The 15,158-nt window shown below is 67.5% G+C and carries 13 protein-coding genes; 8 read left to right on the forward strand and 5 right to left on the reverse strand.

The window, feature by feature from the left end; genetic code table 11:
• Positions 1 to 356 precede the first annotated feature (356 nt).
• From recF to dnaA, 4 genes are all read right to left on the reverse strand, one after another.
• Positions 357 to 1,598 (reverse strand): DNA replication/repair protein RecF, encoded by a 1,242-nt coding sequence (recF, locus tag HII36_RS21030; protein WP_173524939.1) that lies wholly within the window; start codon positions 1,596 to 1,598, stop codon positions 357 to 359.
• Positions 1,599 to 1,715: 117 nt separating this feature from the next.
• Positions 1,716 to 2,657 (reverse strand): phosphogluconate dehydrogenase (NAD(+)-dependent, decarboxylating), encoded by a 942-nt coding sequence (gnd, locus tag HII36_RS21035; protein ID WP_173524940.1) that lies wholly within the window; start codon positions 2,655 to 2,657, stop codon positions 1,716 to 1,718.
• Positions 2,658 to 2,703: 46 nt separating this feature from the next.
• On the reverse strand, positions 2,704 to 3,843 hold the full coding sequence (gene dnaN, locus HII36_RS21040) for a DNA polymerase III subunit beta (RefSeq protein WP_173524941.1): 1,140 nt from the start codon (positions 3,841 to 3,843) through the stop codon (positions 2,704 to 2,706).
• Between the two features lie 535 nt (positions 3,844 to 4,378).
• Positions 4,379 to 5,959 carry a chromosomal replication initiator protein DnaA gene (dnaA, locus tag HII36_RS21045; RefSeq protein ID WP_173524952.1) on the reverse strand — a complete coding sequence of 527 codons (1,581 nt, stop codon included), beginning with the start codon at positions 5,957 to 5,959 and terminating at the stop codon, positions 4,379 to 4,381.
• A gap of 1,002 nt (positions 5,960 to 6,961) precedes the next feature.
• Between dnaA and rpmH the strand changes: the two genes are divergently transcribed.
• From rpmH to HII36_RS21085, 8 genes are all read left to right on the forward strand, one after another.
• Positions 6,962 to 7,099 (forward strand): 50S ribosomal protein L34, encoded by a 138-nt coding sequence (rpmH, locus tag HII36_RS21050; RefSeq protein ID WP_043614899.1) that lies wholly within the window; start codon positions 6,962 to 6,964, stop codon positions 7,097 to 7,099.
• Between the two features lie 63 nt (positions 7,100 to 7,162).
• Positions 7,163 to 7,525, forward strand: a complete 363-nt coding sequence (gene rnpA, locus HII36_RS21055) for a ribonuclease P protein component (protein WP_173524942.1) — start codon at positions 7,163 to 7,165, stop codon at positions 7,523 to 7,525.
• On the forward strand, positions 7,522 to 7,803 hold the full coding sequence (yidD, locus tag HII36_RS21060) for a membrane protein insertion efficiency factor YidD (RefSeq protein WP_173524943.1): 282 nt from the start codon (positions 7,522 to 7,524) through the stop codon (positions 7,801 to 7,803). The genes rnpA and yidD overlap by 4 nt, the downstream gene beginning before the upstream one ends.
• A gap of 4 nt (positions 7,804 to 7,807) precedes the next feature.
• Positions 7,808 to 8,758, forward strand: coding sequence for a membrane protein insertase YidC (gene yidC / locus HII36_RS21065; protein WP_173524944.1), 951 nt, complete (start codon positions 7,808 to 7,810; stop codon positions 8,756 to 8,758).
• Positions 8,759 to 8,778: 20 nt separating this feature from the next.
• On the forward strand, positions 8,779 to 9,267 hold the full coding sequence (locus HII36_RS21070) for a Jag family protein (protein WP_173524945.1): 489 nt from the start codon (positions 8,779 to 8,781) through the stop codon (positions 9,265 to 9,267).
• 389 nt (positions 9,268 to 9,656) lie between these two features.
• Complete coding sequence (gene rsmG / locus HII36_RS21075; protein WP_173524946.1) at positions 9,657 to 10,328, forward strand: 16S rRNA (guanine(527)-N(7))-methyltransferase RsmG; 672 nt, start codon at positions 9,657 to 9,659, stop codon at positions 10,326 to 10,328.
• A gap of 137 nt (positions 10,329 to 10,465) precedes the next feature.
• A complete protein-coding gene (locus HII36_RS21080) occupies positions 10,466 to 11,395 on the forward strand; it encodes a ParA family protein (RefSeq protein ID WP_217369760.1) in 930 nt (309 codons plus the stop codon).
• 679 nt (positions 11,396 to 12,074) lie between these two features.
• A complete protein-coding gene (locus HII36_RS21085) occupies positions 12,075 to 13,040 on the forward strand; it encodes a ParB/RepB/Spo0J family partition protein (protein WP_173524947.1) in 966 nt (321 codons plus the stop codon).
• Positions 13,041 to 13,768: 728 nt separating this feature from the next.
• Here the strand turns inward: HII36_RS21085 and HII36_RS21090 are convergent.
• Positions 13,769 to 14,815: a threonine aldolase family protein gene (locus tag HII36_RS21090; RefSeq protein WP_173524948.1), complete on the reverse strand. Its 1,047-nt coding sequence runs from the start codon at positions 14,813 to 14,815 to the stop codon at positions 13,769 to 13,771.
• Positions 14,816 to 15,158: the final 343 nt, after the last annotated feature.

Below are 15,158 nucleotides of genomic sequence, written 5' to 3' on the forward strand. Positions count from 1 at the left end.
CCCTTCGGGGGCGACGCCCTTCGGGACCGACGCCTGCCGTGGACGCCGGAAGCCGCCGAGCCTTGAGCACCGGGCCGCCCGGGCGCCGGGCCGTGAGCACCGCTGGGCCGCCTGGGAACCGGGCTTCAAGCGCCGCTGGGCCGCCTGTAGGCCCCTCGACTCCGTCTGGGGCGCCTCCGGGGCCTCCTGCGGCTTTCTGGGCCCGCTGAGGCGCTCCTGGGGCCGTCTCACGGCCCCCGCCCGCCCCAGGGGCCGTTTCCCCACACACCGGACCACACCTGTGGACGACCGTCGCCCCGCCACGGCCGCCGTCCGCCCCCAGCCCGTGGACGGCCTGTGGACGAGACGGCGCGCGGTCAGCGGACACGGGCCACGCCCCCTTCGGCGACGTCGAACCGCGCTCCCACCAGCTCCTTCGGCACGTCGTCGGGCACCGCGGCGGTGATCAGCACCTGCTCGGCCGGCGCGACGATCTCCGCCAGCCGCCGCCTGCGCTGGCTGTCGAGCTCGGCGAACACGTCGTCGAGTATCAGCACCGGATCGCCGCCGTCGGCCCGCAGCAGGTCGTAGGCGGCCAGCCGCAGGGCGAGCGCGAACGACCACGACTCGCCATGACTGGCGTACCCGCGGGCGGGCAGGTCGCCGAGCCCGAGGATCAGGTCGTCGCGGTGCGGCCCGACGAGTGTGACGCCCCGTTCCAGCTCCGCCTGGCGCACTTCCAATAGCCGCTCGCGCAGCCGCTCTTCAAGGGTTTTCCCCAAGTCTGTGGATAACGTGTGTGTATCAGAAGATCCCCGTTCACCGGGGACTTCGTCCTCAGCGGAGTCGTCGCCTGTGGACAACGTGGAGCGGTAGGCCAGTGTCGCGGGGGCGCTCGTGGGGGCGAGCGCGGCGTACGCGCCGGCGACCAGCGGACGCAACGCGTCGATGAGATCGAGCCGCGCCCGCAGCAGTTCCGCGCCGTGCCTGGCGAGGTGGGCGTCCCACACCTCCAGGGTGCTCAGCACGTCTCCCGCGCCCGCCGCGGCGAAGGCGGAGTCGCTGTCGGCCCGCCTGGCGCTCCTGCTGCCCCGGCTGCCCCTGCGGGCCTGCGCGGCCGTGCGCAGCAGGGCGCCGCGCTGCTTGAGCACCCGGTCGTAGTCGGCGCGGACGCCGGCGAACCTGGGCGCCCTGGCCACCAGCAGGTCGTCGAGGAACCTGCGGCGCTCCGACGGGTCGCCCTTGGACAACGCCAGGTCTTCGGGGGCGAACAGCACGGTGCGGAGCAGGCCGATCACGTCGCGCGGCCTGGACACGGGGGAGCGGTTGAGCCTGGCGCGGTTGGCCCGGCCCGGGTTGATCTCCAGCTCGATCAGCGCCCGCCGATCATCCCGCTGGACGGCGCAGCGCACGATCGCCCGCGCGGCCCCCTGGCGGACCAGCGGCGCGTCGTTGGCGACCCGATGGCTGGCGTGTGTCGCCACGTAGCCCAGGGCCTCGACCAGGTTGGTCTTGCCCTGCCCATTGGGCCCAACGAAGGCCGTGACGCCCGGCTCCAGGCCGAGCTCCACGGACGCGTAGGACCTGAAGTCGGTCAGCGAGAGGTGGGCGACATGCACCCCACGAAGGTTAGTAGGCCACGTGGGTAACCGGGGTCACCGGCGCACACCCTGTGGAAAACCGGCATCGCCATCCGGTTTCTCCACAGGGTTCACTCGGAACGGGTGAGACCGGGGTCACTCCGCCTCGCGGGGCGGCGTCACGTCCGCGCCCGGCGCGTCGGCGCCCTTGTCCTCCGAGCCCGCGGCCGAGGTGATCGCGTGGCCGCCGAACTGGTTGCGCAGCGCGGCCACGACCTTCATCGCGGGGGAGTCGTCCTGACGCGAGGCGAACCTGGCGTACAGCGCGGCGGTGATGACCGGCAGCGGCACGGCGTGGTCGACGGCCGCCTGGACCGTCCACCGGCCCTCGCCGGAGTCCTGTGCATAACCGCGCAGCTGCTCGAGGTGCTCGTCGTCGTCGAGCGCGCGGACCATCAGGTCGAGCAGCCAGGAGCGGATCACCGTGCCGGTACGCCAGCTGCTGAACGAGCCACGGACGTCCTTGACGACGTCGGAGGCCTCCAGCAGCTCCCAGCCCTCGGCGAAGGCCTGCATCATGCCGTACTCGATGCCGTTGTGGACCATCTTCGCGAAGTGGCCGGCGCCGACGTCGCCCGCGTGGACGAAGCCGTCCTCGCCCTCGGGCTTGAGGGTCTGGAAGATCGGCATCAGGCGCTCGACCGTGGCCGCGTCGCCGCCGCACATGAGCGCGTAGCCGTTCTGGAGCCCCCAGACGCCGCCGCTGACGCCGCAGTCGACGAATCCGATGCCCTTCTCGGCCAGCTCGGCGGCGTGCTTCTGGTCGTCCACGTAGTGGGAGTTTCCGCCGTCGACGACGATGTCGCCCTCGTCGAGCAGCTTGCCGAGATCGTCGACCGTCTGCTGAGTGGGCTTGCCCGCGGGGACCATGACCCAGACGGCACGGGGCGCCTGCAGCCGTTCGACGAGCTCCTGCAGGCTGGCCACGTCGCTGACCGCGGGATCGCGGTCGTAGCCGACGACCTCGTGACCGCCGCGGCGCAGCCGTTCGGCCATGTTGCCGCCCATTTTGCCCAGTCCGACCATGCCGATCTGCATGTTGTCCTACCCCCTTGTCAGACTTCCATCATCCCCGATGGCGGATTCAGCCAGACAGGCGGATGGGCATGATCAGGTAACGGTAGTCCGTCGTACCGCCGTCGTCCACAGGCTTGCCGCCGGTGAGGATGGCGGGCTTCGTCGAGGTGGTCATCTGCAGCCTGGCCACGTCCGAGTCGATGGCGCCGAGCCCTTCGAGCAGGAACTGGTGGTTGAAGGCGATGTTCATGTCGTCGCCCTGGTAGTCGACCGGCAGCGCCTCGACGGCCTGCGCCTCGTCGCCGCTGCCCGCTTCGAGCACGACCTCGCCGCTCTTGAACGCGAGCCGTACCGGCGTGTTGCGCTCGGCGACCAGGGCCACGCGCTTGACGGCCTCGACGAACGGGCCTGTGGACAGATCGGCGCGGGCGGAGAACTCCGTCGGCAGCAGCGAGCGGTACTTGGGGAACTCGGGGTCGAGCAGCCGGGTGGTGGTCCTGCGGCCGGCGCTGGAGAAGCCGATCATGCCTTCGCCGGTGCCGCCCGCCGAGCTGAGCGCGATCTCCACCTCGGCGCCGGTCGCGCCGAGCGCCTTGGCGGTGTCGGCGAGCGTCTTGCCGGGGATCATCGCGATCGCCGAGAAGTCGGGCTGGCCCGGCTGCCACTTCAGCTCGCGTACGGCGAGCCGGTAGCGGTCGGTGGCGGCGAGGGTGACCGTGTCGCCCTCGATCTCCATGCGGACGCCGGTGAGCATCGGCAGCGTGTCGTCGCGTCCGGCGGCGACGGCGACCTGCGAGACGGCGGAGGCGAACACGTCGCTGCCCACGCGCCCCGCGGCCGGCGGCATGGCCGGCAGCGACGGATAGTCCTCGACCGGCATGGTCAGCAGCGTGAAGCGGGCGCTGCCGCAGGTGACGACCGCCTTGGCGCCTTCGACCACGAAGTCCACAGGCTGTGCGGGAAGCGCGCGGGTGATCTCGGCGAGCAGCTTGCCGGAGACGAGGACGACTCCGGCCTCACCGGTCTGCAGCTCCAGGGTCACCTCGGCGGAGACCTCGTAGTCGAAGCCGGACAGCTTGAGCCGCTGCTCTTCCGTGACCTCCAGGCGCATACCGGCGAGGACCGGCACCGAGGGGCGGGCGGGGAGGCTGCGTGCCGTCCATGCCACCGCCTCAGCGAGGACGTCTCGCTCGATTCGGAACATCACGGTGATCAGCCTCCTGGGTTCGTCGTTGATTCAAGTGTTCACTCTCCCGCACCCGAGCTCCGGGAGAACCCCTCTATGGGTCTTTGATTTTCTTAGTTAGAGAGATTAAGAGGTCATCACACTAGGGGCTGTGGGAACTGTGGACAACCTGAGTTCGCGCAGGTCAACGGCCCGATTTTCATCCACTGCGGATGTGGGTGACGCCTGGGGGTAACTCTGGCGGCTGGGGATGACGATTCTTCGCCCACAGCTCGTCCCCAGATCATGGGGTCTTCATCCACTGGTTATCCACGGGGTTTCCACAGGTTGTCCACGGGGTAAAGGGGGGTCTTCTGGAGCCCCCGATCGGCTGTACACAGGCCGTCCACACGTTATCCACGAGTAGTCCCCAGAACTTGGCCAGTTCTCCTCAGGATGTCCCCAGTGTTGTCCCCAGCCATTGTGGGCTGATTTTTCGGGCATGCCCGGCCATCATGCCCCTGGCTTTCGGCGTTTTCGCTGGTCCACAGTGTTTTCCACAGGCTGTGCATGGCCATCAAGATCCACGTTGGGTCTGCTTGATGCGCATTGTCAGCTCGTTGACCTGGTTGTACATCGATCGGCGCTCCGCGATGAGCGACCGAATCTTCCGTTCCGCGTGCATCACCGTGGTGTGGTCGCGGCCGCCGAACTGCTGGCCGATCTTGGGCAGCGACAGCTCGGTCAGCTCCCGCGCGAGATACATGGCGATCTGCCTGGCGTTGACGAGCGCCCGGCTGCGGGAGGTGCCGCACAGATCGTCGATGCTGATGCCGAAGTAGTTGGCGGTCTCGGTCATGATGGCCGCGATCGTGATCTCGGTGTCGGACTCCGAGGTGATCAGGTCCTTCAGCACCACCTCGGCCAGCTGGAGATCCACACCCTGCCGGTTGAGACTGGCGAACGCGGTGACCCTGATCAGCGCGCCCTCCAGCTCACGGATGTTGGTGGAGATGCGGCTGGCGATGTATTCGAGCACCTCGGGCGGCGCGGCCAGGCCCTCCTGGATGGCCTTCTTCCTGAGGATCGCGATCCGGGTCTCCAGCTCGGGCGGCTGGACGTCGGTGATCAGACCCCACTCGAACCTGTTGCGCAGCCGGTCCTCCAGCGTGATCAGCTGCTTGGGCGCGCGGTCGCTGGAGATGACGATCTGCTTGTTCGCGTTGTGGAGGGTGTTGAAGGTGTGGAAGAACTCCTCCTGGGTCTGCTCCTTGCCCTCCAGGAACTGGATGTCGTCCACCAGCAGGATGTCGATCGCCCGGTAGCGACCGCGGAAGCCGTCGGCCTTGTGGTCGCGGATGCTGTTGATGAAGTCGTTGGTGAACTCTTCCGAGCTCACGTATCTGACCCGGGCGCCGTCGTACAGGCTCTGCGCGTAATGCCCGATGGCGTGCAGCAGGTGGGTTTTCCCCAGCCCGGAGTCGCCGTAAATGAAGAGCGGGTTGTACGCCTTCGCGGGGGATTCGGCCACCGCCACCGCGGCGGCGTGCGCGAAACGGTTGCTGGCCCCGATGACGAATGTCTCGAATGTGTACTTTTGGTTGAGTCTGGCCGGTTCGCTGGGCTTGTTGCTCTTCGCTTCCCACCGGTTCGGCGCCGGCTCGGGCGCTTTCTCCACCGGCGGTGTGTACGGCTGCGCCTGTTCAAAAGAGAACGTCGGCTGTGGATATTCGGTGGATACCTGGGTCGGCTCCGGCTGTGGAGAATAGAACTGCGGCGGCTCGGATGCCTGGTAGTGCTGCGGTTGGGCCGGCTGTGCATAACGCGGCTGCGGCTCGGAATTCTGGGGATAACCGTGAGCCACAGGCTGTTGATGAGCGTCCGGCATCGCCTGCTCGGGGGCGGTCGTGTCGATCATCACCGCCAGCCGCATGGTCCGGCCGAGCTCCTGTGACAGCGCGTGCGCCACGAGCGGGCGCAGTTTGCCCTCGATGAGGTCCTTGAGGAAGTCGTTGGGCACACCCAGCACGATCGTGTCGTCGGCCAGCGCGATCGGCCGCACCATGGCCAGCCACGTGCGCTGCTGAATGGGCACGTTCTCGTTGAGGAAGTTGCCCAGGGCCCTCGCCCATACCGTGCCGAGGTCGACACCGTTCATGGTGCGGCTCCCCCTCCTCCCTCTCGCGGCCCCCCGCGATCGTTTATCCACATACATGAGCCGCCCGCTGTGTCGAGCGACCCCTTCGTCCACAGCGTGGCGGCCGAGCCTTGTACCCAGGATCTCCACAGGAGATCCACAAGCTGTGCACCGCGTTTGGGCGGGTCCGGAAGGGCCGACAGTATCTATGTGCACAGCTGTGTTCAAGACGTTGTCCACAGCGTAGTGGCACCTGGACGCACAAACTGTGGACGTCGGCGTGGCGGTGGAAAAGTCGCCTGTGGATCAGTGGATAACTCCGGCTGGACCGGAGGATAACCGCGTTCGGGGGCTGCGTTGTCCCCAGAGCTGGGGATGAATGCGGCGGGCGCCTCGCGGGCTGTTGATCGGGAGGGGGCCGCTTCTTCGGGCGGGCTGCTTCTTTGGCGGAATCCCGAGTTGTTCGGGGCGGCTGAGGTGATCGGTCGGGCGGTCGCAGCGATCCCGGAAGGCATGTCGTCGGCCCTCCGCAGGCGATCATCCCGGTCCCGCTGCAGGCGATCCCTCCGGTCCCTCTGCTCGTATCCCGGTCTTTCGGCTCGTGGTTCTCGCTGGCGTGGGTGTCGGCTGCCGTTGCCTGGCGGGCCGACGATCAGTGTCCTGGGTGATGGCGGCCATCGTCTTGTGTGACAGTGGCCACTTTCTTGAGCGGGGGCCGGGGTACTTCTGGGGAGGCCCTCCTCGGGAGGCGGCCGGGCGGGTCGAGCCGTTGCGTGGTCACCCGTGTGGGAAGGCGTTTCGGTGGCGTTGCTCGTCCCATATGGCGGGGTTGCCGAGGGGATGGTGCGGGTCTGGTGACCACGGCCTGACAACCCGTCAGTTTGACCTGGGAGCGGATCGCCCCGTAACGTACGACGGTCGGCTTGCCACGCGACGGCTATTTCGCGTGCCCTCGCTCCCGTGGTAGGCCAGCCATGTGTGTTAAGCGCCCCTGGGGCGCACCTTCAAGCCTGGAGCCCACCCGTGAGCAAGCGTACTTTCCAGCCGAACAACCGTCGCCGCGCGAAGACCCACGGCTTCCGGCTGCGGATGCGCACCCGGGCCGGTCGCGCCATCCTCGCCGCCCGTCGCCGTAAGGGCCGCGAGAAGCTGTCGGCCTGATCGACCCGCGCCCGAATGTCGGCCCGCCGGTGAACTTCGCCGGCGGGCGATAGGCGTATACAGGTGCTATCACAACAATCCCGCATGCGGCGCGGGGAGGAATTCGAGGCGGCCGTCCGGCGCGGGAAACGCGCGGGAAGGCCCACCTTGGTGGTGCATCTCAACATTTCTGGGAATGAGACACCTCTGGTGGGCTTTGTGGTGAGCAAGGCCGTTGGGGGCGCCGTGACCCGGAACAAGGTCAAACGTCGGCTCCGACACCTGATGCGCGACCGTCTCGACCGGCTGCCAAGAGGTAGCCTGCTGGTGGTACGCGCCAATCCACCGGCCGCGTCCGCGCGATACGAGCACCTGGCCGCCGAGCTCGATTCCGCGCTGGATCGTTTGCTCAGGCGGCGCGAGTCCTCGATGGATGGACACAGATGACGGAGCAGCCGCAAGGGGTGGTGCCGAGCTTCGCCGCTCGGATACTGATCCTCCCTATTCGGTTTTATCGGGCGTTCATCAGCCCGTTGCTCGGTCCGCGCTGCCGTTTCTATCCATCGTGTAGCGCTTACGGACTCGAGGCGATTGCCGTACATGGAGCATTGCGCGGCACATGGCTGACTGTCCGGCGTATCGGGCGGTGCCACCCATTCCATCCCGGAGGTATAGACCCGGTGCCCCCACGCCCGGTCCGGTCCCACGAAACGCAAGGGAGATAGCTCGGTGGAGCTGTCCTGGCTGAGCTGGCTCTATGAAGCCGTAGCCTTCGTCATCATCTGGATCCATACGGGGTACAGCACGTTCCTCTCCCCGGACAGCGGGTTGACGTGGGCGCTGACGATCATCACGCTGACCGTCTTCATGCGGATCCTGATCTTCCCGCTCTTCCTCAAGCAGATGCGCTCGTCCAGGAAGATGCAGGAGCTCGCGCCCAAGGTTCAGGAGCTGCGCAAGCGCTACAAGAACGACAAGCAGCGCATGAACCAAGAGGTCATGGCGCTGTACCAGGGCGCGGGCGCGAACCCGCTCGGCGGCTGTCTGCCGATCGTGGCGCAGTTCCCGATCTTCATCTCGATGTTCACCGTGCTGCAGGCCATGGCCAACGGTGAGACCAAGTTCGGGATGTCGAAAGAGCTGGTCGAGAGCGCCAGGTCCGCGCACATCTTCGGCGCTCCGCTGCCGGCGAACTTCTGGATGTCGAGCGAGCAGCTGGCGACGTTCGACGCGGGCAACGTCCAGACGAAGATCGTCCTCGGCATCTTCGTGGCGGTCAGCTCGCTGACGACGTTCCTCACCGTCCGGCAGAGTGTGACGCGCTCCATGGCGCAGATGCCGGACAACCCCATGGCGCAGCAGCAGAAGATCCTGATGTACATCTCGCCGCTGTTCGCCGTCTTCAGCTTGAACTTCCCGCTCGGCCTGATCCTGTACTGGGTCACCACCAACCTGTGGACGCTCGGTCAGCAGCACTGGTTCTACAGCCGTCACCCGATGCCCCAGTACGACGCCAAGGGCAACGTGATCCCCGTCCAGCCGAAGCAGGGCCTGATCGGCAAGCTGCGCAAGACCACTCCCGAAGAGCAGGCGCCGCCGGAGCCGCCGCAGCCTAAGATCGTTAGGCAGCAGCCCAGCCGCCAGTCCCGCAGCAAGCGCACCGGCAGCAAGAAGTCTTGAACACGAAGGAGAGGCCGGCCATGACCGAGGCCGAGCAGGAGAAGGCTCCTGATCTCAACGCGCTTGAGCAAGAAGGCGAGATCGCTGCCGACTACGTCGAGGGCCTTCTCGACATCGCCGACATCGACGGTGATATCGACATGGACGTCGAGGGCGATCGGGCCATGGTCTCCGTCGTCGGGGTCAAGGGCACCGAGCTGGTCGGTGCGGCCGGTGAGGTTCTGGAGGCGCTGCAGGAGCTGACCCGTCTGGCCGTGCACCGGCAGACGGGGGAGCGCTCGCGCCTCATGCTCGACGTCGCCGGCTATCGCGAACGTCGGCGCGCGGAGCTCACCAAGCTCGGCACCGAGGTCGCCAACCAGGTCAAGGACAAGGGCGAGCCGAAGGCGCTGCAGCCGATGACGCCCTTCGAGCGCAAGATCGTGCACGACGCGGTGGCCGCCGCCGGGCTCCGCAGCGAGTCCGAAGGCGAAGAGCCGCAGCGTTACGTGGTCGTCCTCCCGGCCTGACCGCCTCATCCTGCTTTCGGCCGTCCGCCCGCCTCGCGCGGGCCGGGCGGCCGTTCGCGTTTCCGAGGCGTGGACGCCGCTCGTATGCCTCATGAGGTACGAGAGCCGTACATATCTGTCTATAGGGGATTCGGGGTTGCCGGGAAGAGCGGTGCCCGGATCCGGGTGAGGCAAGCGGCACACCCCGCGTCCGGGATAAAGTTGCCTAGCTTCCGGACAAAAGAGACTCCTCGCGACGCATCACCCAGAGATGCCCGCAACGGCGGCGTGCTCGAAGGTCACCTTCAGGCCAGCCCGCTAGTCTTCTTTTGTGATCTCCCATTTAGCCTTGGGGTAGAGCCGCCTCCCGACCGGGCACCGTACAGCACCGAGAAAGGGCCACCGAATCAGTGAGCGATGACCTGCCGCCGCCGCCGGAAATAGCGCGGGAAGTTTTCGCCGGGGAGGCGTGGGACCGTGCCAGGGCGTTCGCCGATCTGCTCGCGGGCCCTGGGGTGGTTCGCGGGCTGCTGGGCCCGCGGGAGGTGCCGCGGATCTGGGATCGCCATCTGCTCAACTGCGCGGTGGTGGCGGAGGCCGTGCCCGAGGACGTCCGGCTGGTGGACATCGGCTCGGGCGCCGGGCTTCCTGGAATCGTGCTGGCGATCGTCCGGCAGGACATCAAGGTCACGCTGCTGGAGCCGTTGCTGCGCCGTACCGTCTTCCTGGAGGAATGCGTCGAGGCGCTGAAGCTGGAGAACGTCGAGGTGTTGCGCGGCCGGGCGGAGGAGCTGGCGGGCAAGCGCGAATTCGACGTCGCCAGCGCCCGGGCGGTGGCGCCTCTCGACCGGTTGCTCACCTGGGCGATGCCGCTGCTCCGCGAGGGCGGCGAGCTGATCGCGATGAAGGGGGAGCGGGCTGCGGGCGAACTCGCCGAGGCCGAAGCGCAATTGCGGGCCTGTGGAGCCACAACGGCTGAGCTTGTGACCGTCGGGCGCGGTAAGGTCGAGCCGCCTGCAACATTGGTTCGGGTGGTAGCGGGTCGCGCGCCGGAGCGAGCAAGGCGGCGACGAAGGAGGTGACGGTTGTGCCAGGCGCTTCATGTGGTCTTGGCTGGCCGGGCGGTCCTCTGTCCGAGAGTCCAACCGGGGTTGGCTGGCCCGAAATGGGCGTGTCGCGACAGTCAATTCCCGCCACCGGCACACCAACGGTTGAAAGGATGGCCATCGTGACCCAGACCCCCCTGAACCCCGGTGATTCGCCGTTGGTACGAGAGGCGCTCAGCTCAGTGGTTTCACGTGAAACATCTGCTACCCAGGCCACCGCCCAGTCGGGTGAATCCGGTGAGAACGGTGCCTGGCCGCGTCCGTCCAAGACCCGGCTCATCGCGGTGGCGAACCAGAAGGGCGGCGTCGGTAAGACCACCACGTCCGTCAACATCGCCGCCGCGCTCTCGATGAACGGTCAGCGTGTCCTGGTCGTCGACCTTGACCCGCAGGGCAACGCCTCGACGGCGCTCGCCACCGAGCACCGGGGCGACGTCCCGGACGTCTATCAGGTGCTCGTCGACGACCTGCCGATGGCGGAGATCGTCAAGCAGGTGCCGGACATGCCGAACCTCTACTGCGCTCCCGCCACCATCGAGCTGGCCGGCGCGGAGATCGAGCTCGTGTCCATGGTGGCTCGCGAGGCCCGCCTCCGTCGTGCGCTGGCCGCGTTCGACGCCATCGACCTCGACTACATCGTGATCGACTGCCCGCCGTCGCTCGGCCTCCTCACCGTTAACGCCTTGGTGGCGGCGGACGAGGTCATGATCCCGATCCAGTGCGAGTACTACGCGCTGGAGGGGTTGGGGCAGCTGCTCAGGAACGTGGACCTCATCAAGGCGCACCTGAATCCGACGCTGCGGCTGTCCACCATCGTGCTCACCATGTACGACGGCCGGACGCGGCTGGCCTCGCAGGTGGCCGATGAGGTGCGGGCGCATTTCGGTGACACGGTGTTGAACACGGTGATCCCGCGGAGTGTGCGGCTTTCTGAGGCGCCTAGTTATGGGCAGTCGGTCATGACGTACGATCCGGGGTCCAGTGGGGCGATGGCGTACATGGACGCTGCTCGGGAGATCGCATACCGCGCCAGTCTGGTGTGACCGACTGGGTGTAGGGGATGGCCGCGGCCGTGGTGGGATTGCCTGCCCGGTGCGGCGGCGTCGTGACTTTTGGGTGTTGGGCGCAGCATGCCCACCGGGTGCTTCCTGTTGGGGCGGGCGTCAGCGGGTGGCGTTGGGGCTGCATCAGGGAGGCGCTTGTGTGAGCCGGGGGGAGGAGGCTGTCCCTCAGGATGCCGCTCATGGAGCCTTCGGGAACGACCTGCTACCTCGGCGGTCTCGCGCCACTCGCCCCCCCCGGAGGCTGTGGCGCTGGATCTGGGCTGCCGTGCACATAAGCCCGGATGATGGCAGTGTGGTTTGGGATCCCGTCTGTGGTTCAGGAGCGCGGCCTCGTCGTTCGACGTATGGCTGCGTTCGGCCTGCCCGGGATTCTACGAACTCGACTGATGGCCTGCCCTGGCCTACTACTAGCGACATCAGCCCCGCGACCGACGTTCGGTGACCAGCAAGGCCAGACGGGGGCGGCGTATGCAGGGATGCGAGAGAGACGGGCCGGGCGCAAGGGGTTTTGCGGTTAAGGGGCTGCGAGTTGAGCAAATTATGATCGTGTCTGGGTAAATCCGTCCGGCCGTGTGTGGCGAGCGGGCACCCCGCAGGGTCGGCAACGGTAACCTCTCCAGGAGTGACCGGAATCGGCCGGGGTGGATGAGGAGACGCAGTGAGCCAGCAGCGGCGGGGATTGGGCAAGGGACTCGGGGCGCTCATCCCGACCGGTCCCATCGTTGACGGTACGGGAACGGTGACGCCCGCGAACGGCGCGGCGACCGACTCCGGGCCGAAGCCGATCGCCGGAGCGTACTTCAAAGAGGTTGCCCTCGACGCGATCGTGCCGAACCCGCGTCAGCCGCGTGAGGTCTTCGACCAGGAACGCCTGGATGAGCTGGAGAGGTCCATCCGAGAGGTCGGCCTGCTGCAGCCGATCGTCGTGAGGTCGGTCGGTGGCGGCAAGTACGAGCTGATCATGGGGGAGCGTCGCTGGCGCGCCTGCACCCAGGCCGGTCTCGATCCGGTGCCGGCCATCGTGCGCAACACCCAGGATGACGATCTCCTCCGTGACGCCCTCATTGAGAACCTTCAGCGCGAGCAGCTGAACGCGCTGGAAGAGGCCGCTGCCTACCAGCAGCTCTTGGACGACTTTCAGGCCACGCACGACCAGCTCGCCAAGAAGGTCGGCCGCTCCCGCTCCCACATCACCAACACGCTGCGCCTGCTCAACCTCCCGCCTGACGTTCAGCTCAAGGTAGCCGCCGGGACGATCAGCGCCGGGCACGCACGGGCACTTCTTGGACTGGAGAGTGCCGAGGAGCAGATCCAACTGGCCAAGCGCATCGTGGCGGAGCTGTTGTCCGTGCGGGCGGTGGAAGAGATTGTGGCGATGGGGAGCGCCAAGGCAGGGGTGCAGCAGAAGGCGCCTCGTGAGCGTCAGCAGGCCAAGCCGACCGCTCCCGGTCTGACCCATCTGGCCGATCGGCTCTCGGATCATTTCGAGACCAAGGTGAAGGTGGATCTCGGGCGTAGGAAGGGACGCATCGTCGTGGAGTTCGCGACGATCGACGACCTTGAGCGGATCATCGGCACGATGGCTCCCGAAGCCGCCCGCACCCTCCGCGACGCCGAAGCCTGATCCTTTCGGGGTGGGAGGTCCTGCCTCTCGAAGGTGCGGGCCTCAGTCCCGCTGAGGCCCGCACCTCACGCCGCCCGCTGAATTCCGACTCCGACTTCGACGCCGGCTTGCTTGGCTTGGGCCGAGATCTTCGGTCGGAGGGCCGGGCGGAGTCGAGGTTTCACGTGAAACAGCGACCCTAAGCGCCGGAGATCAGCGGCAAGGATTACCGTGATTTCGCCACCGACCTCCAGCACCCTCGCACACCCACCTCGGTCTCGGGGAACCTGAACCCCATGGGCGTGCGGGGCCGCGCTCGCATCTCGCCGCGCTCCGACCATCGGTCGCCATGCCCCCGCATATCAGGGCTTACCGGCACCCACACCTCCCCGACGGCCCGACCCTCCACCCGGCCCCTCGGTCCGGCCCCTCGGTCCGGCCCCTCGGTCCGGCTGCTCTGTCCGGCCCCTCCGCCTGACTCCATGGCCGGGACTTCCCAGTCGCCGTGTCGCCCGCTTGATCGCTCGCGTGGTTCGTGTTTCACGTGAAACCAGTCCAGGAGTGTCGGCGGCTGCGCTGCCGTTCGCCGTTCTTCTCGCCCGCCATTGGCGGTTGATCGGCTCAGTGGGGCGTCGGTGCGCGCCATCCTGATGGCGGCTGTTTCACGTGAAACAACGATGCGAGAGGAAGGTGTGCCGGGCGGTCGCCGTGTTTCACGTGAAACAGCGACCCTTCCTCCACCGCCTTCGTTAGGCGCTCGCTGCCTTGCGGAGGTCGTCCAGGAAGTCGTCCACGTGTTCCGGGGTGGTGTCGAAGGCGGTCATCCACCGGACGGTGCCGGCCGCCTCGTCCCACGAGTGGAACAGGTAGCGCTGTCGGAGTACGGCGATCACCTCGGCCGGGAGTGTGGCGAACACGGCGTTCGACTGCACGGGATAGGCGAGGGTCACGCCGGGGACGTTGGCCGTCCCGTCCGCCAGTCGCTGGGCCATCGCGTTGGCATGTGCGGCGTTCTTGAGCCAGAGGTCGTCGGTGAGGAGTGAGGAGAGTTGAGCCGAGACGAAGCGCATCTTCGACGCCAGTTGAAGGGACTGACGCCGGAGGAAGGGGACCGCCCGTGCGAGCGAGGGATCCAGGACGACGACGGCTTCCGCCCCGAGCGCGCCGTTCTTGGTGCCGCCGAAGCTGAAGACGTCCACACCGACCCCGGTGGTGATGGCGGCCAGATCGCAGTCGAGATGCGCGGCCGCGTTGGCGAGCCGGGCGCCGTCCACGTGGAGCCGTAGCCCGGACGCGTGGGCGGCCTGCGCGAGCGCGGCGATTTCGTCGGGGGAGTAGCACGTGCCCAGCTCGGTCACCTGAGAGATGGAGACCACCGTGGGCTGGGACTCGTGTGGATTGCCGATGCCACCGAGACGGCTCGTGATGTCGTCCGGGCGGAGCTTGCCGTCCTCGGTGGGGACGGTCATGAGCTTCACCCCGAGCAGGCGTTCCGCGGCGCCTGCTTCGTGCGTGGCGATGTGGGCGCTGTCGGCGCAGATGATGGCGTCGTAGCGGCCGAGCATCAGCGACAGGCCGACCATGTTGGCCCCCGCACCGTTGAACACCGCGAACGCCTCCGCCTCCGAACCGAACGCGTCCTTGGCCCGGCGCTCGAACGCCGAAGTCCAGTGGTCGTCACCGTAGGCGGGAGCGTCGCCCTGGTTCGCCGCCACGATGGCGTCGAGGATGACGGGGTGCACGCCGACGTGGTTGTCGCTGGCGAAGCTCTTTGGGTACGTCGAATCGATCAGCACACCGCCAGGCTACTTTCCGCGCCTGGTTGATCTGCTCCGTCCTGCCACTGAACCGGTCGTCTGTGACGACACCGATCCGCGGCCGCCACCGCAAGCGGCTGTGTCGATCGCAGACAGGAACGGCCTGCGGGGCGGCCCAGAACAGGACCCGTAGGAACGCCCTGGATGGGCCGCCGGTCCGGAGCGAGACCCGCAGGGTCAGCGATGGGATGAGGTAGCCCATGCAGGGGGCGGTACAGAGACGGTGGCGGTACAGACAGGGGCAGGGCCGGTCGGAGGCGGCCGCGGATCGGTGTCGTCACAGACGACCGGTTCAGTGGCAGGACGGAGCAGATCAACCAGG

The sequence above is a fragment of the Nonomuraea antri genome, from assembly GCF_013283785.1.
Taxonomy (GTDB): Bacteria; Actinomycetota; Actinomycetes; order Streptosporangiales; family Streptosporangiaceae; genus Nonomuraea; species Nonomuraea antri.